21 protein-coding genes are annotated in these 20596 nt (G+C 74.9%); 9 read left to right on the top strand and 12 right to left on the bottom strand.

Features of this window, described 5'->3' with window-relative positions; all coding sequences use genetic code 11:
- Positions 1-22: 22 nt before the first annotated feature.
- Positions 23-784, top strand: coding sequence for a TetR/AcrR family transcriptional regulator (locus O7603_RS10665; RefSeq protein WP_281575534.1), 762 nt, complete (start codon positions 23-25; stop codon positions 782-784).
- An 85-nt stretch (positions 785-869) separates the two neighbouring features.
- Here O7603_RS10665 and O7603_RS10670 read toward each other — a convergent pair whose 3' ends face one another.
- Genes O7603_RS10670 through O7603_RS10705 form a run of 8 tightly spaced genes read right to left on the bottom strand, consistent with a single transcriptional unit; the run spans position 870 to position 9510 of the window.
- A complete protein-coding gene (locus tag O7603_RS10670; RefSeq protein WP_281575535.1) occupies positions 870-1853 on the bottom strand; it encodes a DNA topoisomerase IB in 984 nt (327 codons plus the stop codon).
- Complete coding sequence (locus tag O7603_RS10675) at positions 1837-2790, bottom strand: glycosyltransferase family 9 protein (protein ID WP_281575536.1); 954 nt, start codon at positions 2788-2790, stop codon at positions 1837-1839. Before O7603_RS10675 ends, O7603_RS10670 begins: the two co-directional genes overlap by 17 nt.
- On the bottom strand, positions 2787-3488 hold the full coding sequence (locus O7603_RS10680; RefSeq protein ID WP_281575537.1) for an SDR family oxidoreductase: 702 nt from the start codon (positions 3486-3488) through the stop codon (positions 2787-2789). The genes O7603_RS10675 and O7603_RS10680 overlap by 4 nt, the downstream gene beginning before the upstream one ends.
- Positions 3485-5002 carry a PfkB family carbohydrate kinase gene (locus tag O7603_RS10685; RefSeq protein ID WP_281575538.1) on the bottom strand — a complete coding sequence of 506 codons (1518 nt, stop codon included), beginning with the start codon at positions 5000-5002 and terminating at the stop codon, positions 3485-3487. The genes O7603_RS10680 and O7603_RS10685 overlap by 4 nt, the downstream gene beginning before the upstream one ends.
- On the bottom strand, positions 4999-5715 hold the full coding sequence (locus O7603_RS10690; RefSeq protein ID WP_281575539.1) for an SIS domain-containing protein: 717 nt from the start codon (positions 5713-5715) through the stop codon (positions 4999-5001). Before O7603_RS10690 ends, O7603_RS10685 begins: the two co-directional genes overlap by 4 nt.
- Complete coding sequence (locus O7603_RS10695; protein WP_281575540.1) at positions 5715-6932, bottom strand: glycosyltransferase; 1218 nt, start codon at positions 6930-6932, stop codon at positions 5715-5717. Before O7603_RS10695 ends, O7603_RS10690 begins: the two co-directional genes overlap by 1 nt.
- A complete protein-coding gene (locus O7603_RS10700) occupies positions 6917-7894 on the bottom strand; it encodes a glycosyltransferase (RefSeq protein WP_281575541.1) in 978 nt (325 codons plus the stop codon). The genes O7603_RS10695 and O7603_RS10700 overlap by 16 nt, the downstream gene beginning before the upstream one ends.
- The gene (locus O7603_RS10705) at positions 7891-9510 is read right to left on the bottom strand and encodes an HAD-IIIA family hydrolase (protein ID WP_281575542.1); all 1620 of its coding nucleotides are present in this window, start codon (positions 9508-9510) and stop codon (positions 7891-7893) included. The genes O7603_RS10700 and O7603_RS10705 overlap by 4 nt, the downstream gene beginning before the upstream one ends.
- Before the next feature lie 272 nt (positions 9511-9782).
- Between O7603_RS10705 and O7603_RS10710 the strand changes: the two genes are divergently transcribed.
- The gene (locus O7603_RS10710; RefSeq protein ID WP_348651060.1) at positions 9783-10223 is read left to right on the top strand and encodes an SRPBCC family protein; all 441 of its coding nucleotides are present in this window, start codon (positions 9783-9785) and stop codon (positions 10221-10223) included.
- A gap of 219 nt (positions 10224-10442) precedes the next feature.
- A complete protein-coding gene (locus tag O7603_RS10715) occupies positions 10443-11210 on the top strand; it encodes a polyprenol monophosphomannose synthase (protein ID WP_281575544.1) in 768 nt (255 codons plus the stop codon).
- Between the two features lie 573 nt (positions 11211-11783).
- Here the strand turns inward: O7603_RS10715 and O7603_RS10720 are convergent.
- Positions 11784-13388, bottom strand: coding sequence for an NAD(P)/FAD-dependent oxidoreductase (locus O7603_RS10720; RefSeq protein ID WP_281575545.1), 1605 nt, complete (start codon positions 13386-13388; stop codon positions 11784-11786).
- 72 nt (positions 13389-13460) lie between these two features.
- On the opposite strand from O7603_RS10720, the gene O7603_RS10725 reads away from it, so the two are divergent.
- The gene (locus O7603_RS10725; protein ID WP_281575546.1) at positions 13461-14894 is read left to right on the top strand and encodes an aldehyde dehydrogenase family protein; all 1434 of its coding nucleotides are present in this window, start codon (positions 13461-13463) and stop codon (positions 14892-14894) included.
- A gap of 90 nt (positions 14895-14984) precedes the next feature.
- Here the strand turns inward: O7603_RS10725 and O7603_RS10730 are convergent, their stop codons facing one another.
- On the bottom strand, positions 14985-15386 hold the full coding sequence (locus O7603_RS10730; protein WP_281575547.1) for a ChaB family protein: 402 nt from the start codon (positions 15384-15386) through the stop codon (positions 14985-14987).
- A 161-nt stretch (positions 15387-15547) separates the two neighbouring features.
- On the opposite strand from O7603_RS10730, the gene O7603_RS10735 reads away from it, so the two are divergent.
- The 4 genes from O7603_RS10735 (at position 15548) to O7603_RS10750 (ending at position 17873) form a co-directional block, all read left to right on the top strand.
- Positions 15548-16528: a YihY/virulence factor BrkB family protein gene (locus tag O7603_RS10735; protein WP_281575548.1), complete on the top strand. Its 981-nt coding sequence runs from the start codon at positions 15548-15550 to the stop codon at positions 16526-16528.
- 45 nt (positions 16529-16573) lie between these two features.
- Positions 16574-16990, top strand: coding sequence for a DUF2795 domain-containing protein (locus O7603_RS10740; protein WP_281575549.1), 417 nt, complete (start codon positions 16574-16576; stop codon positions 16988-16990).
- A gap of 52 nt (positions 16991-17042) precedes the next feature.
- The gene (locus O7603_RS10745; RefSeq protein WP_281575550.1) at positions 17043-17504 is read left to right on the top strand and encodes an SRPBCC family protein; all 462 of its coding nucleotides are present in this window, start codon (positions 17043-17045) and stop codon (positions 17502-17504) included.
- A 111-nt stretch (positions 17505-17615) separates the two neighbouring features.
- Positions 17616-17873, top strand: a complete 258-nt coding sequence (locus O7603_RS10750; protein ID WP_281575551.1) for a hypothetical protein — start codon at positions 17616-17618, stop codon at positions 17871-17873.
- A gap of 27 nt (positions 17874-17900) precedes the next feature.
- Here O7603_RS10750 and O7603_RS10755 read toward each other — a convergent pair whose 3' ends face one another.
- A complete protein-coding gene (locus O7603_RS10755; RefSeq protein ID WP_281575552.1) occupies positions 17901-19238 on the bottom strand; it encodes an MFS transporter in 1338 nt (445 codons plus the stop codon).
- 157 nt (positions 19239-19395) lie between these two features.
- Here O7603_RS10755 and O7603_RS10760 point away from each other — a divergent pair, with 157 nt between their 5' ends.
- Positions 19396-19608, top strand: a complete 213-nt coding sequence (locus O7603_RS10760) for a hypothetical protein (RefSeq protein WP_281575553.1) — start codon at positions 19396-19398, stop codon at positions 19606-19608.
- A gap of 70 nt (positions 19609-19678) precedes the next feature.
- On the opposite strand, the gene O7603_RS10765 is transcribed toward O7603_RS10760, so the two are convergent.
- On the bottom strand, positions 19679-20557 hold the full coding sequence (locus tag O7603_RS10765) for a LysR family transcriptional regulator (RefSeq protein WP_281575554.1): 879 nt from the start codon (positions 20555-20557) through the stop codon (positions 19679-19681).
- Between the last annotated feature and the right edge of the window lie 39 nt (positions 20558-20596).

The raw sequence follows: 20596 nt of genomic DNA on the forward strand, positions 1-20596 counted from the left end.
GATGTGCGGGCAAGGAGGAATCGTGGAGCCGACAGCAGAAGAGACCCCGGCCCTGCCGCCGGTCGTCGAGGCGGCCTGGGGCCTGCGCGAACGTGCGCCCAAGGGTCCCCGCCCCGGCCTGACCCTGCCCGGGATCGTGGCGGCCGCGATCGCCGTCGCCGACGGCGAGGGGCTGGCCGCCGTGTCGATGAGCCGGGTCGCGAAGGAACTCGGCGCCGCGACGATGGCCCTCTACCGGTACGTCGGCGCCAAGGACGAGCTGCTCACCCTGATGGTGGACGCGGCGTACGGCGAGTCTCCCGGCCTGAGCGGGCGCGGGCTGGACTGGCGGACGGCGTTGGGCCGCTGGTCGTGGGCCGAGCGGGCCGCCCTGCAGCGACACCCGTGGGTGGTCCGGGTGCCGATCAGCGGCCCGCCGCTCACCCCCTGCACGCTCGGATGGTTGGAGGACGGCCTGCGCTGCCTCGACGGCACCGGGCTGACCGCGACCGAGAAGATGTCGGTGATGCTGCTGCTGACCGGCTACGTGCGCAACGAGGTGCTGCTCATGGTGCAAGTCCAGGAGGGGAGCGCCGCGTCGGGCCGTACGCCGGACGAGATCATGTCGGAGTACGCGCGGCTCGTCGCCCGGGTCGCCGACCCGGCCCGCTTCCCGGCGCTGCACGAGGTGCTCGCCTCCGGGGCGATCGACCAGGACGACGGCCCGGACGACGAGTTCGCCTTCGGCCTGGAGCGGGTGCTGGACGGCGTCGAGGCGCTGGTGTCGCGACGCCCCGGCACCTGACCGCTCCGCGCCCCGACCCGACCGCCGCACGCCCGATCCGGCCTCGCCACGCGCGACCGTGCCGGCCGCGGAACGACGGCGCCGGTCAGGCGTCCTCGAGCAGCGCCAGCACGACCCGCTCGGCCTCCTCGCGGGGCGTCTCCGGGGCCACCTCCACCACCACGCCGTCGTGGTAGAGGTCGACCACGCGGGGGTCCACGTAGGACGTCCGGGCCACGGTCGGGGTGTTGCCGAGCAGCTCCGCGACCTCCCGCATGACCGCGGCCACCGCCCGCTTCCGGGCCGTCTCCGAGCGGGCCGCCCCCACCGTGGCCAGCTCCGTCGCGGCGAGGACGGTGGCGTGCCAGGTGCGGAAGTCCTTGGCGGTCATCTCCCCGCCGCTGGCGTCGCGCAGATAGTCGTTGACCTCGTCGGCGCGGACGTCCCGCCAGTCGTGGCCGTCCCAGTAGCCGAAGAGCCGGTCCGCCTGCCGGCGGCGCCGGCGCAGGTTGGTCAGCACCCGGCACAGCTCCGGGTCCTCGATCCGGCGCACCTGCTCGATCCCGCCCTTCGCGGGAAACTCGAAGACCACGCAGCCGCGGCGGGACCGGGCGTGCTCGGGGCGCAGGGTCGACACGCCGAACGTCGGGTCGTCGCCGTTCGCGTACTGGTCGCTGCCGACCCGGAACATCCCCATGTCCAGCAGCCGCGCGACCGTGGCCAGCACCCGGTCCCGGTTGAGCCCGCGCCCGTCCAGATCCTGCCCGACCCGCTCCCGCAGCGACGGCAGCCGTCGGGCCACCTCCAGCACGTGGTCGAACTTCGCCTCGTCCCGCTTCTGCCGCCACTGCGGGTGGTAGAGGTACTGCTTGCGGCCGGCCGCGTCGATGCCGGTGGCCTGGATGTGCCCGTTCGGGTACGGGCAGATCCACACGTCCCGCCAGGCCGGCGGGATCACCAGGGCGCCGAGCCGCTCCGCCTCGTCCGGGTCCCGGACCGGCTCGCCGCCCGGGTCCAGGAAGAGCCAGCCCTTGCCGCGCCGGCGACGCCGGTATCCCGGCCGGCCCGGATCACTACGCCGCAACCGCACCGGAGACCCGCACCACCCGTTCCACCTCGTCCACGGCGGCCGACACCTGGTCGACCCCGACGGCAGCCAACGACGGGTGGCTTCCTACCCCGTCCCACCTGGGCCAATCCCCCTCCCCGGCCCAGAGCACCCGGTGGCGGGGCCGGTCCGGCGGCGGCCCCCACCGGGTCGGCGGCACCGGCCCGAAGAGCACCACCGACGCGGTCCCGTAGCCGGTCGCCAGGTGGGCCACCCCGGTGTCACCACTGACCACCACCCGGGCGTAGGCGACCAGCGCGGCCAGCTCGCCCACGTCGGTCCGGCCGGCGAGGACGGCATCGGGCGGCAGCCCGGCGGCCCCGGCCACCCGCTCCGCCAACGGCCGCTCGTCGGCCGACCCGGTCAGCACCACCCGGTGCCCGCGCCCGGCGAGCCGGCGGGCCAGGTCGGCGAACCGGTCGGCCGGCCACCGCTTGGCGGGGATCTTCGAACCGGGGTGCAGCACGGTGGCCCCGGTGGGCACCCCGGCCGGCGAGGGCCGGCGCAGCGCGAGATCCGCCGGGTCGGCCGGGATGCCGTACCAGGTCAGCAGGCGGCACCAGCGGTCCACCTCGTGCTCGGCCTCGTTCCAGTCCGGCCCGTCGGTGAAGCCGGCCTCCGGGTTCGCGAACCCGAGCAGCCGCCCGGGCCGGGCGCCGGCGAGCATCCGGTGCGACTGCGGGCCGCGTCCGTGCAGGTTCACCGCCAGGTCGGGGGCCGGGCCGGGCCAGCGGGTCGGGCCCAACCCCCGGGTGTCGACCAGCCGGTCGACACCGCCGACCAGCCCGGCCAGCGGCGCGAGCCAGGCCGGGGCGGCGAGCGCGAGCGGCCGGTCGGGGTGGGCGGCCCGCAGCGCGCGCAGCGCCGGGACGACGGTGACGAGGTCGCCGACGCCGAGCGCGCGCAGGACGAGGATCACGGGTAGGAGGACTCCTGCTCGGCGCAGACCACCATCTCCCGCACGGCGCAGCCGGGCGGTTGGGCGAGGGCGAACATGACGGCGGCGGCGGTGTCGGCCGGATCGTTGAGGACCGCGTCCTTCCCGGGCCGGTACTGCTCGTCGCGCTGGTCGAAGAACGCGGTGCGCATGCCGCCGGGGATCAGCAGGGTCACCCCGACCTGGCCGGCCAGCTCGGCGGCGAGGGCGCGGGTGAACCCGACGACGCCGAACTTCGCCGCGCAGTACGCGGTGGCGTCACTGACCGCCTTGACGCCCAACGTGGAGGCGACCGTGACGATGGCGCCCCGGGAACTCTCCAGGAAGGGCAGTGCCGCCCGGATGACCGCCGCCGTGGCCAACAGATCCACCACCACGATCCGCTCCCAGGTCTCGGCCGGGACGTCGGCCAGCCGGCCCGGGACGTCCATCCCGGCCGCCGTCACCACCGCGTCCAGGCCGCCGGAGCGCTCGGCGAGCTGCCGGGTGGCCGCCTCGGCGGCCCGGGTGTCGGCCAGATCGCACTCCACCCACGGCACGCCGTCGCCGGGCGGCTGCCGGTCGATCACCAACGGCCGGCCCCCGGACCGGGCCACCGCGGTCACCACCGCCGCGCCCAGGCCGCTCGATCCGCCGGTGACCAGCACGATCGGCCCGGCTCCGGGCGGGGTGCCGGTCACCGGGTGCGCTCCGTCGCCGGGGCCGGCGTGCCGGCGGACCAGTCGGGCTCGGGAGCCCGGGAGGCGGCGCAGCAGGCGCCGGCCACCTGTCCGCCCGCGCGGGCGGCGGCGATCATGTCGGTGGTGGACCGACCATCCAGATACGGCACCACCACCGTGTGCCCGCCCCAGCGCCGCAGGATCTCCGCCTCGGGCAGCGCCGGGGCGTCGCCGGCCCCGGCGTAGTCCCCGCCCTTCACCCAGATGTCCGGACGCAGCCAGGACAGCGCGGCGTGCGGCGTCGGCTCGTCGAAGATCATCACCGCGTCCACGCAGCTGAGCGCCGCGAGCAGACGGCTCCGGTCGCCCTGCGGCACGACCGGCCGCTCCGGCCCCTTCAGCCCGGCCACGCTCGCGTCGGAGTTCAGGCAGACGATGAGGCAGTCGCCGAGCTTCCGGGCGGCCTGCAACGTCGCCACGTGACCGGCGTGCAGCAGGTCGAAGCAGCCACCGGTGGCCACCACCGTGCCGCCGGCCGCATGGACCTCGGCGAGCACCCCCGCCACCGCGGCGACGCCGACCCGCTCGCCCGCCGCCCCGACGACCGTGCTGGCCTCCGGCCGCACCGGAGGCGGCAGCGCGTTCGCCACTCCCCCGCCGGCCACGTACGCGGACGCCTCGGCCACTGCCTCCTGCACCGCCTCGGAGACCAGCGCCCCCCGGGCCAGGGCCAGGCTGGCGGTCGCCGCGAACCGGTCCCCGGCACCGCAGGTGTCCCCCTCCGCGCTGGCCGGCGCGGGAACCACCAGCGGCGTCGACCCCGCGTGGCAGAGCAGCGCCCCGTCCCCGCCCAGGGTCACCGCCACCGCGCCGGCCTGCCACCGCCGGCGCAGCCCGTGCGCGCTCCGCGACGCGCTGGCCAGCCGGGTCGCCCCGGGCAGCGCGGGGACCAGTTCCCGCGCCTCGGCCTCGTTCGGGGTGGCCAGGTGCACCCCGGGCACCGCGGCCGGTCCACGCGGGTGCGGATCCCACACCACCGGCGCCCGGGTCGCGGCCAGCGCCGCGCGCAGGGCCGGCTGGCGGGCCACGCCGCGGCCGTAGTCGCTCACCAGAACCGCCGAGGCGTTGCCGATCGCGCGCAGCACCGCCTCGGTGGGCTCGCCGGGCTCCCCCGCCGCGCCGCCCCGGTCGTGGCGCAGCAGCACCCGGCCGCGGGCACGCAGCCGGATCTTCTCCGGCGTGGCGCCGGTCAGCGGCAGCGCGTACACCTGGACACCCGCCGCGGTGAGCAGCGCGCTCAGCCGGGCGCCGCCGGCGTCGTCGGCGAGCGCGGTCACCAGCACCACCTCGGCGCCCTGGGCGGCGGCGAAGACCGCGGCCAGGCCGGCGCCGCCCGGCCGGTCGACGTACTCGGTCTCGTCGAGCACCGGCACCGGAGAGTCCGGACACAGCCGGCTGACCACCCCCTCGACGTCCCGGTCGAGCAGGGTGTCACCGACCACCACGACGGGTCCCGTCACGCTTCCCCTCCTCATCCTCGCGCCTGTACCTCCTGCCCGGCGCCACCGTCCAGCACCACGTCCACCCCCGCGCGCACGGCACCGACCGGATGCGCGGCGACGCCGGGCGGGGCCGGCTCCACCGGGGAGGCGGCGGCGCCGCCGGTTGCGGCGAGCGCGGCGGGCAGGGCCTGGTCGACGTACTCGCACAGCACATGGGTGGAGACCAGGTGCAACTCCTGCACGACCTGGCTGTCCGGCGAGGCGACGGCGAGCACCTCGTCGCAGGCGTCGGCGAGCGGGTTGGGTGCGGGACCGGTGAAGGCCCAACAGCGCAGGCCGGTGTCGCGGGCGGCCCGGGCGGCGGCGAGCAGGTTGCCGCTGGCGCCGCTCGTGGACAGCAGCAGGAGGACGTCCCCGATACGACCGTGGGCGCGGACCTGGCGGGCGAAGACCTCGTCGTAGCCGTAGTCGTTGGCGATGGCCGTGACGGCGGAGGTCTCGGCGTGCAGGGCGATGGCGGAGAGCGGTTGCCGGTCATCGCGGAGCTTGCCGACCAGTTCGGCGGTCAGGTGCTGGGCCTCGGCGGCACTGCCGCCGTTGCCGGCCACGAGCAGCCGCCCGCCGCCGGCCAGCAGGCGGGCGAGCGTCTCGCCCCACCCGGCGAGCAGCCGCTCGCAGTCCCGGTACGGCAGCAGCGCCGCGGCCAGGTTCGCCAGGTGGGCGTCGAGCAGCGAGCCCTCAGCCATCAGGCCACCACCCGGGTCGGCCGGCGCACCGCGGCCACCTCGCCGTAGACCTCGGCCAGCCGCTCCGCGGTCGCCGCCCAGGAGTAGCGCAGGCGCGCCCGTTCCTGCGCCGCGGTCGCGTACGCGAAGCGGCGGATCCGGTCGCCGAGCAGCCGCTGGATCGCGGTGCCCAGGGCGCGCGGGTCGCGGGCCGGAACCAGATCGCCGGTGACGCCCTCGACCACGGTGTCCTTCAGTCCGCCCACCGCGGTGCCGACCACCGGGACGCCGCAGGCCATGGCCTCCAGCGGGGTGAGCCCGAACGGCTCGTACCAGGGCGCGGCGACCAGGACGTCGGCCGACCGGTACCAGCGACCCATCTCCTCGCGGGGTACCGCGCCGACCAGCCGCACCCGGTCGGCCACGCCGCACGTGCCGGCGAGGGCCCGCAGCCGCCGGGCGTACGGGTCGTTCTCCAGCAGCCCGGCGGGCGGCCCGCCGACCACCACGCACTCGGCGTCGGGGACCAGTGCCATCGCCCGGATCACCGTCTGGAAGCCCTTCCGCTCCACGAGCCGGCCGACGGTCAGGATGCGGGCCCGCCCGGGCTCGCGGTCGGCGGCCGGGCCGAGCGGGGCGAACGTGCTGAGGTTGACCCCGGACGGGATGACGGTCATCCGGGACCGGGGCACGCCCATCCGGACCAGCTCACCGACCTCGTCCTGGCACTGGGCGACGACCCGGTCTACCGAGCGGCCCAGCTCCCGCTCGTACGCCACCCGCCGGGCCGGGCTGGTGTCCTGGACGCCCTGGTACCGGCGCTTCACGGTGCCGAGCGCGTGGTACGTCTGCACCACCGGCACCCCGGTCTGCCGGCTGGCCGCGAGCGCCGCGAGGCCGCTCATCCAGAAGTGCGCGTGGATCACCTCGGGCACCCAGTCGCCGCCCCGCCACCGGTCGACCAGCCAGTTGCTGAACTCCTTCATGTGTGGCAGCAACGCGTCCTTCGCCACCGGTTCCGCCGGCCCGGCCGGAACGTGCACCACGTCGTACCCGTCCGGGACGCGGACCGTCACGGGCAGGTCCACCGCGTCGCGTCGGGTGTAGACCCGCACGTCGTGCCCGGCGGCCGCGAGCGCGGCGGAGAGCTCCGCGACATGCGTGTTCTGGCCGCCGGCGTCCTCGCTGCCGAGGATGGCGAGCGGGCTGGCGTGTTCCGAGATCATCGCGATGCGCATACTTCCTCCTCCAGCAGCCGGTCCCAGTCGGCGAGGAAACGGTCGAGGCCGTACCGGTCGCGGGCGGCGGTTCTCGCCGCCGCGCCGGCCTGCCGGGCGAGTGCCGGTTCGGCGACGAACCGGCGGGCGGCGTCGACCAGCGTGTCGATCCGGGTGGCGAGGGCGCCGGCGCCCGGCGGTACCGCCATCACCGCCTCGGTGGTGGCGAGCGCGACCACCGGCATGCCGATGGCCATCGCCTCGATGAGGCTCAGCCCCAGTGAGGTCCAGCGGCACAGGTGCAGGTACGCCCGCCGCCGGGCCAGCTCGGCGTGCATCTTCGCCTGCGGGATGTCGTCGTAGCTGGTCACCCGCTCCGGCGGCAGGCCGAGCGCGTCGGCCAGCCCGGCCACCTTCATGCCGAACACGTCCAGCGGGGCGATCTCGGCGAACCGGGGCAGCAGGTCGGTGCCGGTGACCCGCCACCGGCGCACCGGCTCGTTGATCACCACGGCGAGCCGGTCCAGCTCCCCGCTGTACTCCACGGCCGGCGCCACGATGCCGTGGTCGATCACCGTCGTCCGGGTGCCGCCGGTGTCCCAGAAGAGCTGGTTGAACCCGGTGACGTGGGCGACGAGCAGGTCGTCGCGGTCGGCCATGGGATGCCGGCTGTTCGGGACGTTCCCGTCCTTGGGGGTGTTGTGCTCGACATAGATGGCCGGCAGGTCGCGCCCGGGTCGGCGGCCGAGCCACTCCTCCGCGAGGTCGAGCTCCTCGGGGCGTTGCAGGATGACCGCGTCGACGTCGGCGGTCGCCAGCTCGTCCGGGCCGACCTCGACCGCGGCGTCCGGCCAGGGATAGGTACGGGCCCGGCCGAGGCCGTACGGGCCCCGGTCCGGGGTGACCGGGACCAGGTAGCGGTGCCGGCCGTGCACGAACGACGTGGTCCAGGAGCCGTGCACGTGCCAGAGCAGGAGGTTCATCGGCCGCTCCCGCCGGTCGCGGACACGGTCGCCGCGCCGGCCGTCACGGTGGTCGCGACGCGGGCCGGTTCGGGGCGTACGCCCAGCAGCCGCAGCGCCTCGACCACCTCGGCCGGATCGATGCCGGCCAGGCAGGGGTGTCCCGGCACGGGGCAGGTGGCGGCGCGGGTGTCGCGGCAGGCGGCGGTGGTGTCGCCGAGCCGGACGGTCGGCACCCGGTACGGACCCCACTGTCCGAACGGGACGGTCGGGGCGAAGAGGCTCACCACCGGCACGCCGAACGCGGCGGCCAGGTGGGCCGGCCCGGTGTTGCCGACCACGACCGCCGCCGCCCCGGCGATCACCCCCGCCAGCTCCGCGAGTCCGGTCCGACCACCGAGGTCCACGCCACCCGCGACGGCCACCGCGGCGGTCACGTCCCGCTCGTCCGGCCCGCCGGTGACCACCACCCGGTGCCCGGCGTCGGCCAACGCCCCGGCGATCCGGGCCGCCAGCTCCGGCGGGCAGGCGCGGCTGGAGGCCGCCGAGCCGGGATGCAGCACGACGTAGCCCGGCGCGCCCAGTCCCGTCGGCGGCGGCACGGCCCCGGCGCGCAGTCGCAGGGCGGGTTGGTCGCCGGGGGCCAGGCCGTGGCCGGCTGCGGCGGCGAGGGAGAGGGCGCGTTCGGGCTCGGGCACGCCGGGTGGGACGCGGTGGCGCAGGTCGAGGAGGCTGCCGGGGTAGTCGTCGCTGATCGCGGCGATGCGCGGCACGCCGGCCATGCGCAGCAGGAGGGCGAGAGGCAGGGGCGACTGGTGGAAGGAGGTGAAGATGACCGCCTCGTCCGCGCCGACGGCGGCCAGCCGGGTGGTGAGGGTCCGCATGTCGGCCGGGTCGACCGGCGCCGGGTGGGGGTCGATCCAGGGCAGGGGGTGTTCGACGATCTCGTCGATGCCGGGGAGCAGGTCGGCGGCGGCGCGACCGCGGGGGCCGCAGAGCAGCACGACCCGGTCCGCGGAGTGCGCGACGGCGCGGATAGCGGGACCGGTGACCAGCACGTCCCCGGCCGAGTCGGCCCGGACCACCAGCACCGTGCCCAGCCGCCGGCGCGGGCGGGCGGGCGGCACGATCGCGGTCTGGCGGCGCAGGATCTCGGTCACCGCCGCGGGCAGGTCCACCGCGACCCAGGGGGCGGCTGCCACCTCCTCGGGCCGGGTCACCGGTGTCGGCACCAGAACCCCGGCCGCGCCGGCGGCCAGCGCGGCGGTCACGTCCCGGCCGATGTCGCCGACCACGGCGCACCGCGACGCCACCGTGCCCAGATCGGCGGCGGCGGCGTGGACCAGCCCGGCCGCCGGCTTACGGCAGGCGCACGCGTCGGAGTCGTCGTGCGGACACACCTGCCAGGTGTCGAACGGCCCCAGCAGCGCCTCGATCCGGGCGTGCACCGCCCGCATCTGGCCCGGTGTGAAGTAGCCCCGCGCGAGGCCGGACTGGTTCGTCACCACCCCCAGTCGCAACCCCGCCGCCCGCAACCGGTCCAGCGCCGCCCGCGCTCCCGGGACCGGCCGCACCTTCTCCGGGTCGCCGTTGTACGGCACGTCCTCCACCAACGTGCCGTCCCGGTCGAGCAGCACCGCGTCGAGCAGAACCGGCCCCGACCCGGCCCGGTCAGCACCGGTGAAAACCCCGGCTGACCTGCGCTGATCCGGCTCCCCCTGGTCCTGTCGCACAGCCGGCGGGTTCCCGGCGCCCCGGGGAGTAAACATCATCTTCGACGCGGCAGGAGCACCGCGCGCGCCGCGGCCCTGCACGGCCGCCAGCGCTGGCCTTACCCGTCGCTCCGGAGAAGCTAACCCACCGACGCCGTTAGCCCCGGTTCGGACGCGGGTACGGGGAGCCGGTGGCGATGGTGGAGAAAGTGATCGACGCACCGCCGGAGCAGGTCTTCGACGTGCTCGCCGACGGCTGGACGTACAGCGACTGGGTGGTCGGCACCGTGCACGTGCGGGACGTGGACGACGACTGGCCGAAGGTCGGCAGCCAGCTGCACCACCGGGCCGGTCCGTGGCCGTTCTCGTTGGAGGACGCCTCGACCGTGCTGCTCTGCGAACCGCCGCACCGGCTGGTGCTGCGGGCCGGGCTCTGGCCGGCCGGTGAGGCGATCGTGACGTTCTCGCTCGACCCGGTCGGGGAGACCGCCACCCGCGTGCGCATCGGGGAGGACTTCGCCGCCGGGCCGCTGCGCTGGGTGCGCAACAAGGTCAACGACCTGGTGCTGCACCTGCGCAACCGGGAGACGCTCAACCGGCTGTCCGACATCGCCACCCGACAGAAGGACCAGCGGTGACGCGGGCCGGGACGGCGCGAGCGCCGGGGTGGGTCGGGCGGTCGGCCGCGCGTACGCCGCCCGCGGTGCCAGGTTGGGGCTGATCGCCCGGGGCGAGACGGGCTCGGGCCGCAGCCGGGTTGACCCGTCACCGCCGTTGATCCGGGAGCCGTTACGACAACGGGACGGTCACTGGCTACCCTTCCATGGATCCCTGCCCGCAAACCTAGGATGTCCGTCATGATCGAACCCGTGCAGTTGCCCGCCCCCTGGCGGGACGTACGCCTCACCGTCGTGGTGCCCACCTACAACGAGGCTGGGAACCTCCCGGTGCTGGTCGAGCGGCTGCTCGCCCTGCCACTGCCGGGCCTTCGGGTCCTGGTCGCCGACGACAACTCGCCGGACGGCACCGGTGAGATCGCGGACAAGCTGGCGATCGAGCACCCCGACCGGATCGAGGTGGTGCACCGGCCGGGCAAGGAGGGCCTCGGGCGGGCGTACGTGGACGGGATGAGCCGGGCCCTCGACGGGGGCGCGGAGTACGTGGCGCAGATGGACGCGGACCTCTCCCACCCGGCGGAGGCGCTGCCGGGCATGCTCGGCGCGCTGCTGTCGACCCAGGCGGGCGTGGTGATCGGCTCCCGCTACGTGCCCGGCGGCGAGCTGGACGAGAACTGGCCGCTGTACCGCCGTGCGCTTAGCGGCTGGGCCAACCTCTACGTGCACACGCTGCTGCGGGTGCGGATCCGCGACCTCACCGCCGGCTTCAAGATCTGGCGGGCGGACGCGCTGCGCGACATCGGCCTGGACCGGGTGCAGTCCAACGGTTACAGCTTCCAGGTGGAGATGCACTACCTCGCCACCAAGCTCGGGCACACCATCCTGGAGGTGCCGATCCGCTTCGAGGAGCGTCGTGACGGCGCCTCGAAGATGACCACCGCTACCAAGATCGAAAGCGCGCTGATGCCGTTCAAGCTACGCAGCAAGCACCGCAACATCGAGCGCTGAGCACCTCCGCCGGCGACCGGCCCGGCCCCACCACGCCACGGTCGCGGGCGCCCGGTCTCGGCCCGGACACCCGGTCGCGGGCCCTCGGTCGCGGGCCCTCGCGGGTGCCCGGTCGCCGGCGCCCGTGCCGGGGCATGCGTTCGCGTCCGCTGGGCAGCGGGTTCCGGCAGGGACGCCCTGCCGGGCGGCGAATCGTGTTCACCCTTCCACGTCGCGGCGTGGGCTAACCGACTACGGAGCGTTCAATCACGGTCCGTAGCGGACCGCCCGGCAGCCGAGCACACCACCGGCGCCCCTTTGCTCTGCACCCACCGAGGCACCAGCTCGCCCACCTGCCCCTCGGCGACGACCAGCACTCACCATCGGCGCGAGGGACGATCACCGAACGTCACTGTCGCGTATAGGTATGCAGAGCAATGGCGACGGCCGGATAATCCAGTCGCCACCGCTACTTCACGCACGGTGATTGGCTCGGCGGCACGCGGACGCCGCCGGGCGGGTCACCGGGTCCCCCCTCCGCCGACGTCGGAACGAACGCCCAGGCCGATCGGCCCGCGCGGCCCGTCCGAGCGGTCAGCGGTAGATGGCGCGCTGCGCGGAGCCGACGGCGGCGGCGTACACGCCACCGGTGAGGGCGCGGTCCCGGGCCAGGGCGGCCCGTGCCGCGTTCGACCCAGGCGCGCCGTGCACGCCGCCGCCCGGGTGCGCGGACGCGCTCGCCAGGAAGAGCCGGTCCACCGGGGTGTCGGGCCGGCCCAGGCCGGGGATCGGGCGGAGGAACAGCTGCTGGTACGCGGCCGAGGTGCCGCCACCGACCGCGCCGCCGACCAGGTTGGCGTCACCGTTCTCGAGCTCGGCGGGGCCGGCCACGTGCCGTCCGACGATCAGGCTGCGGAAGCCGGGCGCCGCCTCCTCGATCACCTGCTCCATCCGCTCGACGTGCCCGACGAGGTCCTCCGCCCGCCAGTGCCGGCGGAACGGCAGATGGGTGTACGACCAGAGCGACTCCGTGCCCGGCGGGGAGTGGCTCGGGTCAGCCACCGACATCTGGCCGACGAGCAGGAACGGATCCCGCGGCAGCTCGCCCCGGGCCAGCTCGGCGGCGTAGCCGGTCAACCCGTCCAGGTCCGCCCCGAGGTGCACCGTGCCGGCGGTCGCCACCGCCCGGTTGGTCCACGGCACGGGCGCGGAGAGCGCCCAGTCCACCTTGAGCGTGGAGCCGTCCCAGCGGAAGTGCGCCAGGTCCTCCACCAGCCGGGGCGGCAGCGCCGCCGCGCCGACCAGGTCCAGGTAGAGCGCCGGCGCGGGGACGTCGGCGAGCACCGCCCGCCGGGCCCGCCAGAGCGTGCCGCCGACGGTGCGCACCCCCATCGCCCGGCCCCGCGCGGTGAGCACCCGGTCGACGCGGGCACCGTAGAGGATCCGGCCCCCACGCTCGGTGAGCCGGGCCACCAGGGCGTCGGTGATCTTCTGCGAGCCACCCGCCGGCACCGGCCACCCGACCTGCTGGCCGAGCATCGCCAGCAGCCAGCCGTACACGCCGGAGCCGGCCTCCTCCGGCGACAGGTCGGTGTGCAGGGCGCAGCCGGCGAGCAGCGCCGGCCCACCCGGGCCGTCGAAGAGTTCGCCGCCGAGCTTGCGGACCGGCACGACCAGCCGGCGGGCCAGCCGCAACGCGCCCGAGACGTGCAGCCGGCGAAGCAGGGTCAGCCCGCCGCGCACCGGCGGGAACGGGCTGGTGATGGTCTCCAGCATCGGCTGGGCGACCTCGAGCCAGTCGCCGTACGCGTGCAGCCAGCGCTTGCCGTCGCCGGGCGCGAACTCCTCCAACGACGCCGCGGTGGCCTCGGGGTCGCGGTTGAGCACCGCGGCCCGGCCGTCCGGCAGCAGGTGTGCCAGCACGTCCGGGGAGTGCCGCCAGGTCAGGCCGTAGCGGCCGAGGTCGAGCCGGCTCAGCACCGGGGAGGCGTAGCCGAGCGGGTAGAACGAGCTGTAGAGGTCGCTCAGGTAGCCGGGCGCCGTCACCTCGGCCGAGCGCACGGCGCCGCCGGGCGCGGCCGTCGCCTCCAGCACCGTCACGTCCCAGCCGGCGTCCGCGAGCATGTTCGCCGCCACCAGGCCGTTGTGGCCCGCCCCGACAACGATTGCGTCCACGCTCTCCGCGCCGTGGGGAGTCATCCGATCCGCCTACCCGGCGTGCAACCGGGCGAAACGCGTTTGCCTCGCGGGGACCGGGGCATCCAGCGCCGCATGTACACGGTTGCGCAGCTCATCGGCGGAGTCTGGGGCGCGGGCGGCGAGGAGGGCGAGCTGGTCGTGCACGACCCGGCCGACGGCGCCCCGGTCAGCTCCGCGCCGGCGGCGACGGCGGACGTGGTCGGCAAGGCGGTGGAGGCGGCCCGCGAGGTCGCGGCCGAGTGGGCGGGAACCTCGCCCGCGGAGCGCGCCGCGGCGCTGCACCGGGCCGCCGACGCGGTCGAGGCGATGACGGAGGACCTCGCCGCGGCGGTCGTCGCGGAGATGGGCAAGCCACTGGCGGACGCCCGCGGCGGCGTCGAGGCGGGCATCGGCACGCTGCGACAGTACGCCGAGTTGGCTCCGCTGCGCGGCGGACGCACCCTGCACGGCGGCCACCACGCGATCGACTTCATGGTGCCGCAGCCGCGCGGGGTGGTCGCCGCGATCACCCCGTGGAACGACCCCGTGGCGGTCTCCTGCGGGCTGCTCGGCGCCGCCCTGGTCACCGGCAACGTGGTGGTGTACAAGCCGAGCGAACGGACGCCGGCCACCGGCTGGCTGCTGGCGAAGGCGCTGGACGGCGCGTTGCCGCCCGGGGTGCTCTCACTGCTCACCGGCGGGGCGGAGACCGGTGCGGCGCTGGCCGCCCAGGAGGTCGACGTAGTGGCGCACGTCGGTTCCACCGCGACCGGCCGGGCGATCGCCGCGGCCGCCGCCCGCACCGGCGCCAAGCTGCTGCTGGAGAACGGCGGCAGCGACCCGCTGATCGTGGACGCCGGCGTCGACCCGGTCTGGGCGGCTCGGGAGGCCGCGCTGGGCGCGTTCGCGAACGGCGGGCAGATCTGCGTCGCGGTGGAGCGGATCTACGCGCACCGGGACGTGGCCGAGGACTTCGTGGCCGCGCTGGTCGAACGGGCCGACGCGCTGCGGACGGGGCCGGGCCGGGACCCGGCGACCGAGCTGGGCCCGCTGGTCGACCGGCGGCACCGGGACCACGTGCACGGCCAGGTGACCGCGGCGGTGGCCGACGGTGCCCGGATCCGTACCGGCGGAACGCTGCCGGAGGGGCCGGGGGCCTTCTACCCGGCGACGGTGGTCACCGAGTGCCGGCACGACATGCCGCTGGTCCGCGAGGAGACCTTCGGGCCGGTCGCCCCGGTGGTGGTGGTCGACTCGTTCAGCGAGGCGCTGCGCTGCGCGGCCGACTCGCCGTACGGACTGGCCGCCACCGTGCTGACCGGGTCGATGAGCCACGCGCACCGGGCCTGGCGGGAGCTGCCGGTCGGCACCGTGAAGATCAACGCCGTCTTCGGCGGCGCGCCGGGCGGCGCGGCGCATCCGCGCCGGGGCAGCGGCCAGGGTTTCGGGTACGGCCCGGAGCTGCTCGACGAGTTCACCGCCACCAAGGCCGTGCACATCGAGGCGCCGGGCGGCGGTCACTGGTGAGCGCGGACCGAGGGTGGCCGCCCGGACGGGACGGCCACCCTCGGTTCTGTCGGGCGGTCGCGGTCTGCGACCGCGCGCCTTGGCGGTCAGTCAGCGACCGCGCGCCTTGGCGGTCTGTCGGTCGTTGGCCTTCTGGATCGCCTTGACCAGTTCCGGCTTGTTCATCCGGGACCGGCCCGGGACGTCCAGCTTGCGGGCGACCTCCAAGAGGTGGTCCTTCGTCGCGTTCGCGTCCACGCCGGCGGCGGTGGGCGCGCGCCGGGCCGGGCCGCCGCCGGCCGCCTGCCGGTCGCTCGGGCCCTTGCGTCCCTTGGGCTCCCAGTGGTCGCCGACCTTCTCGAACTCGTGCTTCACGGCGGCGAAGGCGGTCCGGTGGGCCCGCTGGCCCTCGCCGTACGTCTCCACCGCCGAGTCGTGTGTCTTCTCCCAGGTGCGTTGCGCCTTGGCCGGGGAGCGTCGCAGCGTGCTGGGCAGTACCTCGCGCCCGGGCATCTCGTCCTCCTCCGCGTCGATGGTCTTGAGTTGACCGTTCCCCCGGGGCGGCGCCGCAAACCGGCCGCGGGGTTTGTCGATTTGTCGGCCCGGGTACCGGCCGGGCCAGGCGAAGCCGGACGGACCGGGCCGTCCGGTCGGCGGGGCGCAGGGAGCGGGACATGACGACGACGGACCCCGGCACGGCACTCGACGGACGGCGGGGCCCGCGCCTGCCCCGACGGATGCGGCAGCTGAGCTGGCGCACCTGGCGCGGGGTGCTCGTCCGCAGCGCCCGGAACTTCGTGACGGACAACTGCTCCGACTGGGCCGCCGCGCTGACCTACTACGGCGTGCTCGCGCTCTTTCCGTCCGCCATCGTGGTGGTCGCCCTGGTCGGGCTGGTCTCCGACGGCGACCGGACGGTGGACACCGTCCTCGACCTGGCCCGGGAGATGGGCGCCGGACCGGTGGTGGGGAACGAGGGGTTCGTCGGCGCGGTCCGCGACGTGGTCGAACAGGAGAGTTCGGCGAAGGCGCTGCTGAGCTTCGGCCTGCTCGGCGCGCTCTGGTCCGCGTCCGGGTTCATCGGGGCGTTCACCCGCGCCTCCAACGCCGTGTACGGGGTGACGGAGGGACGGCCGGTGTGGAAGCTGCGGCCGTTGCAGATCGGGCTCGCCGCGGTCTCGCTGGTGCTGCTCGCGGTGGTCGCCACCGGGTTGATCGTGAGCGGCCCGATCGCCGACGCCGTGGGCGACGTGGTCCACGCGGGTGGTCTTTCGCGCACGGTGTGGAGCGTCAGCAAGTGGCCCGTGCTCGCCCTGATCATGATGGTGCTGCTGTCGCTGCTGTTCTGGATCGCCCCGAACGTCCGCCAACCCCGGTTCCGCTGGCTCACCCCCGGTGGCGCGGTCGCGCTGGCCGCCTGGGCGCTCGCCTCCTTCGGTTTCGGCCTGTACGTGGCCAACTTCGGCTCGTACAACGCCACGTACGGCAGCCTGGGCGCGGTCATCGCCTTCCTGGTCTGGCTCTTCCTGTCCAACTCGGCCCTGATGCTGGGTGTTCAGATCAACGCCGAGCTGCAGCGTGGCCGCCGGTTGCAGGCGGGCGAACCGGAGCCCGAGGAGCCGCTCCTGCCGCCCAAGGCGCCGGCCGGTTCGTGACCGCTTGCCGGTTTATCGCCGGTGCCTCCGGGTAGCGCAGAAGGCATGGAGCGTGGCAACAGCAAGCACGGACCGCGGGTCGACGAGCAGATGAGCCAGGAGGTCAGCGGCCTGGTCCAGGGGCCCGGCACCGGCGGTTCACGGGTCGACGAGTCCCGCGTGCCGGAGCCGGCGGGCGAGGACCAGCCGGAGACGACGACGGCGCCGGCGGGTGAACTGCGCAGCGGGGCACCCAAGGGAATGAGCTCGCAGGACGTCGAGCGCCGCAGCCGGTTCGGGCGGTTCATCACGATGACCGCGCTGCCCGGCGACCGGGAGGCGCTGATCGCGAACGCACGCGGCAACGACGCGCCGGACGACATCATCGCCGACCTGGAGCGCCTGCCGGACGGCACCCGGTACCAGACCGTCTCCGAGGTGTGGGCCGCGCTCGGCAACAAGAACGAGACGACTCGCTGGTGACCGGGGCGGGACAACGTCCCGGCCGATGCCGGCGCACAGAGGAGGATGCCTGATGAGTGGCGTGACCGAACACGTGGACGTCGCCGTCCCGGTGCGGACCGCATACGACCAGTGGACCCAGTTCGAGGAGTTCCCCCACTTCATGGAGGGGGTGGAGGAGGTCCGGCAACTGTCGGACACGATGACCCACTGGACCGTCGAGATCGCCGGAGTGAAGCGCGAGTTCGACGCCGAGATCACCGAGCAGCTCCCCGACGAGCGCGTCGCCTGGCGTTCCACGGGCGGCACCCAGCAGGCCGGCGTCGTGACCTTCCACCGCCTCAACGAGGACAGCACCCGGGTCAGCCTCCAGTTGGAGTTCGAGCCGCACGGTGTGGTGGAGCAGGCCGGCGACAAGCTCGGCATCGTGGACCGGAGGGCCAAGGGCGACCTGGAGCGGTTCAAGCAGTTCATCGAGCGGCGCGGTCAGGAGACCGGCGCCTGGCGGGGGAAGGTCGACCGCCCCCAGCCGTGATCCGCACCCCCGGACACCCGAAGCTCGCGATGGCCGCCGGTCCCCCCGGCGGCCGTCGTCGTCCACGCCCGGCCCCCGTTTGCGATCACCCGCCGGGGGTACCGCGAAGGCATGACGGACGACAACAGGGCGTGGCGGAACGAGGAGCGGCTGTCGGTCGAGGAACTGGACCGGGCCATCGCGCGTGCCACGCCGGACGGGCAGGCCGATGACATGACCGGCGGGGACGCCGGTGAGGAATCCGCGTTCGGCCACGGGCAGGAGGCGGCGGACCGGGGCGGCCAGGCGGCGGGCGCCGGCCGGGAGCCGACCGACCCGGACCGGGCATACCGCCCGTCGACGACCGGACGCACCGGACCGGACGTCTGACGGTCAGAGTTGCCCGCGCCCCGCCGATCAGGAGGTCGACGGGCCAGGTGAGCTGCCGGCGCCCTCTTCGACCGGCTGTCGGACGGGGTCGCCGGATCGGGCCGCGGCCACGGGTGGCCGGCGCGAACCGGCCGCGTGCAGGGCGATCAGCCCCACGGCGAACACGAACAGCGCCGGCCCGAGCGCCTGCACCGACGTGTTGCCGAGCAGCACCCCGATCCCGGCCGGGACCAACGCCCCGCCGAGTCCGGCCGCGCCGATCTGCAGTCCGATGGTGCGGTCCGCGTGCGCCGCGCCGACCCGGTCGGCCGTGGTGAGGGTCAGCAGCGGGAAGACCGGCGCGGCGGCGAAGCCGACCACGACGAGCCCGACCACCGCCACCCAGGCCGGACCCGGCACCGCGATCAGCGCGGCCCCGGCCGCCATGCCGAGCAGGCTGGCGCGCAGCACGCGGTCCGGGCCCAGCCGCTCGGCCACCACCCCCTGCACCACCCGCCCGAGGAAGAGACTCCCCCAGTACGCGGAGACGCACAAACCGGCCGTTCCGGCGGACAGCCCCCGCCCCTCGGTGAGCAGCAGGAACGCCCACAGCCCGGCGGCCACCTCGATGGCCACGTACACCGTGAACGCGAGCGCGCCCAGCCACACCGCCGGCAGGCGCAGCGTCTCCCGGATCGGCACCGGCGCCGGGGACGCGGCCTCGGTGCCGCCCTCGGACGGGATCCCGACCGACCCGGCGGGCCCGGAGACCGCGTCGGCGACCGCGGCGGGGGCGACCGACGTGTCGGCGCGGCCGGCGCGGGGGCGCCAGGCGCGCACGCTGAGCGCGAACGCGACGGCCAGGGCGAGCTGCGCCGCGGCGACGATCCCGTATCCCCAGCGCCAGGCCAGCCCCAGGCTGAGCGCCGCGGTCATGATCAGCGGGCCGATCGCCACCCCGAGCCCGAAGAACGCGTGCAGCCAGTTCATGTGCCGGGGGCCGAACGCCCCGGCGGCGTACGCGTTGAGCCCGGAGTCGATCGCGCCGGAACCGAGCCCGAGCAGCAGCGCGCACCCGATCATCAACGCGAGGCCGGGGCTCACCGAGTAGCCGGTCAGCGCCAGGCTGGCGAGCAGGGTGCTGCCGGCCAGCAGCCAGCCGACGCCCAGCCGGGCGAGCGTGAAGCCGGCCAGCACGCTCGAGGTCAGGTACCCGGCAGTGCCCGCGGTGAGGACCAGCCCGACCGCCTCGGTCGGCACCCCGAAGTCGGCGCGGATCGACGGCCAGCCGACGCCGATCAGGCCGTCGGGCAGGCCGAGGCTGACGAAGGCGAGATAGGCGAGGAGGAGCAGCGCGGCGCGGGGCGCGGTGGGGGCGGTGGACACGGTTGACCATACTTCCGCCCGATCTCACCGGCGGTGACGGCCGGGTCCCCCCAAGGCGACAAAAAATGCCGTCCGGACGGTCGAGAAAACGGACAGCTCATCCAGAATCGGCCGAACGGAGGACGGCAATCGGGCCGTGTCGCGTAAGACTTTCCGGATGCACCAGGGCTCCGGCATTCTCACCACGCGTCAGCGCCGCCTGGCGTGGCTCGGCTTTCTGCTGGCCGCGCTCCAGGCGCCCGTCTCCGCCTGGCTCGTCTCCGACGACTCGTGGCTGTTCAGCCTCTGTGTCTCGCTGATGGTGGCCACGGTGATCATCGCCGACGACGCCGCCCGGCGGCGGCCGGCCGGCGCCCGCTCCGGCGACTAGCCGGCGACCCCCCTAGCTGTTGTTGGCCAAGTGGTTGTTAGCGCTCAGAGCCAACTGTGCTGACTTCGGGTTATGCCTGCGTGAGGGCGTAGAGGAGTTGGCGTAGGGCGTTCGCGTCCTTGTGGTCTCCCCGCCAGATGAGTCTGAGTTGCAGCGGGGGCGCGGGGACGTTGAGCTGGGCGATGCGTCGTGACCCGAGGTCGGCATGAACCGTGAACTCGGGTAGCAGCGCGATCCCGCGGCCGGTGGCGACCCATTCGCGGACCTGCGCCAGTCCGCCGACGGCGGTGAGGTCTGTGTCGGGGCCGAGCCAGCGCTTGGTGGCCATCCAGAAGGAGCAGCGCGATTCCCTGCCGATCAGGCCGCCTGTTTGCTGGATCTCCTGCATCGTCACTGGGCGACCGAGCAGTGGATGTCCCGGCGGTACGACGACGGTCATGGGGACCTCGCGCACGTCGAGGTACTCGATCGGCGTGGTGGGGTGGGCAAATCCGAGGTCACCGACGTGCTCACCGGCGTCGAGGAGCACAGCGACATCGATCTCGCCGTGGTCGAGCGCGGCGAGGAGCCGGCTTCGGTCGGGATCGGGGCGTAGCTGCACCGTGAGATCGGGACGGGCGCGTCGCAGGTCGTCCAGGACGGCGGGGAGGAGTTCGTCGGCGATCGAGGCTTGTGCTCCCACGGTGAGTCCTGGGGCGGAGTGGAGTCGCTCGGCCGCAGCGTCGAGGGCCTCAAGCGCCGCGACCGCGGATGCCAGGTAGGCGCGTCCGGCTGCGGTGGGATGCATGCCGCTTCGATCGCGGGTGAACAACGAGGCCCCGAGGTCGCCCTCGAGTCGGCGTATCCGGTCAGAGACCGACGACGGTGCCAGGCCCAACGCGGCTGCCGTCTGGTTGACGGTTCGATGCTGGACCAGCGCGATCGCGGTCCGCAGCTGATCGAGGTCCACGCGACCACTCTAGGCCGGTGTTCGGATATTCCGAATGCT

The sequence above is a fragment of the Micromonospora sp. WMMD812 genome (assembly GCF_027497215.1).
In the GTDB taxonomy this organism is placed as follows: domain Bacteria; phylum Actinomycetota; class Actinomycetes; order Mycobacteriales; family Micromonosporaceae; genus Micromonospora.

Excerpts from the sequence above, each read along its gene's own strand:
- O7603_RS10685 (WP_281575538.1), bottom strand. The coding sequence starts at position 5,002 with ATGAGGAGGGGAAGCGTGACGGGACCCGTCGTGGTGGTCGGTGACACC.
- O7603_RS10690 (WP_281575539.1), bottom strand. The coding sequence starts at position 5,715 with ATGGCTGAGGGCTCGCTGCTCGACGCCCACCTGGCGAACCTGGCCGCG.
- O7603_RS10695 (WP_281575540.1), bottom strand. The coding sequence starts at position 6,932 with ATGCGCATCGCGATGATCTCGGAACACGCCAGCCCGCTCGCCATCCTC.
- O7603_RS10700 (WP_281575541.1), bottom strand. The coding sequence starts at position 7,894 with ATGAACCTCCTGCTCTGGCACGTGCACGGCTCCTGGACCACGTCGTTC.
- O7603_RS10710 (WP_348651060.1), top strand. The coding sequence starts at position 9,783 with ATGGTGGAGAAAGTGATCGACGCACCGCCGGAGCAGGTCTTCGACGTG.
- O7603_RS10715 (WP_281575544.1), top strand. The coding sequence starts at position 10,443 with ATGATCGAACCCGTGCAGTTGCCCGCCCCCTGGCGGGACGTACGCCTC.
- O7603_RS10720 (WP_281575545.1), bottom strand. The coding sequence starts at position 13,388 with ATGACTCCCCACGGCGCGGAGAGCGTGGACGCAATCGTTGTCGGGGCG.
- O7603_RS10725 (WP_281575546.1), top strand. The coding sequence starts at position 13,461 with ATGTACACGGTTGCGCAGCTCATCGGCGGAGTCTGGGGCGCGGGCGGC.
- O7603_RS10730 (WP_281575547.1), bottom strand. The coding sequence starts at position 15,386 with ATGCCCGGGCGCGAGGTACTGCCCAGCACGCTGCGACGCTCCCCGGCC.
- O7603_RS10735 (WP_281575548.1), top strand. The coding sequence starts at position 15,548 with ATGACGACGACGGACCCCGGCACGGCACTCGACGGACGGCGGGGCCCG.
- O7603_RS10740 (WP_281575549.1), top strand. The coding sequence starts at position 16,574 with ATGGAGCGTGGCAACAGCAAGCACGGACCGCGGGTCGACGAGCAGATG.
- O7603_RS10745 (WP_281575550.1), top strand. The coding sequence starts at position 17,043 with ATGAGTGGCGTGACCGAACACGTGGACGTCGCCGTCCCGGTGCGGACC.
- O7603_RS10750 (WP_281575551.1), top strand. The coding sequence starts at position 17,616 with ATGACGGACGACAACAGGGCGTGGCGGAACGAGGAGCGGCTGTCGGTC.
- O7603_RS10760 (WP_281575553.1), top strand. The coding sequence starts at position 19,396 with ATGCACCAGGGCTCCGGCATTCTCACCACGCGTCAGCGCCGCCTGGCG.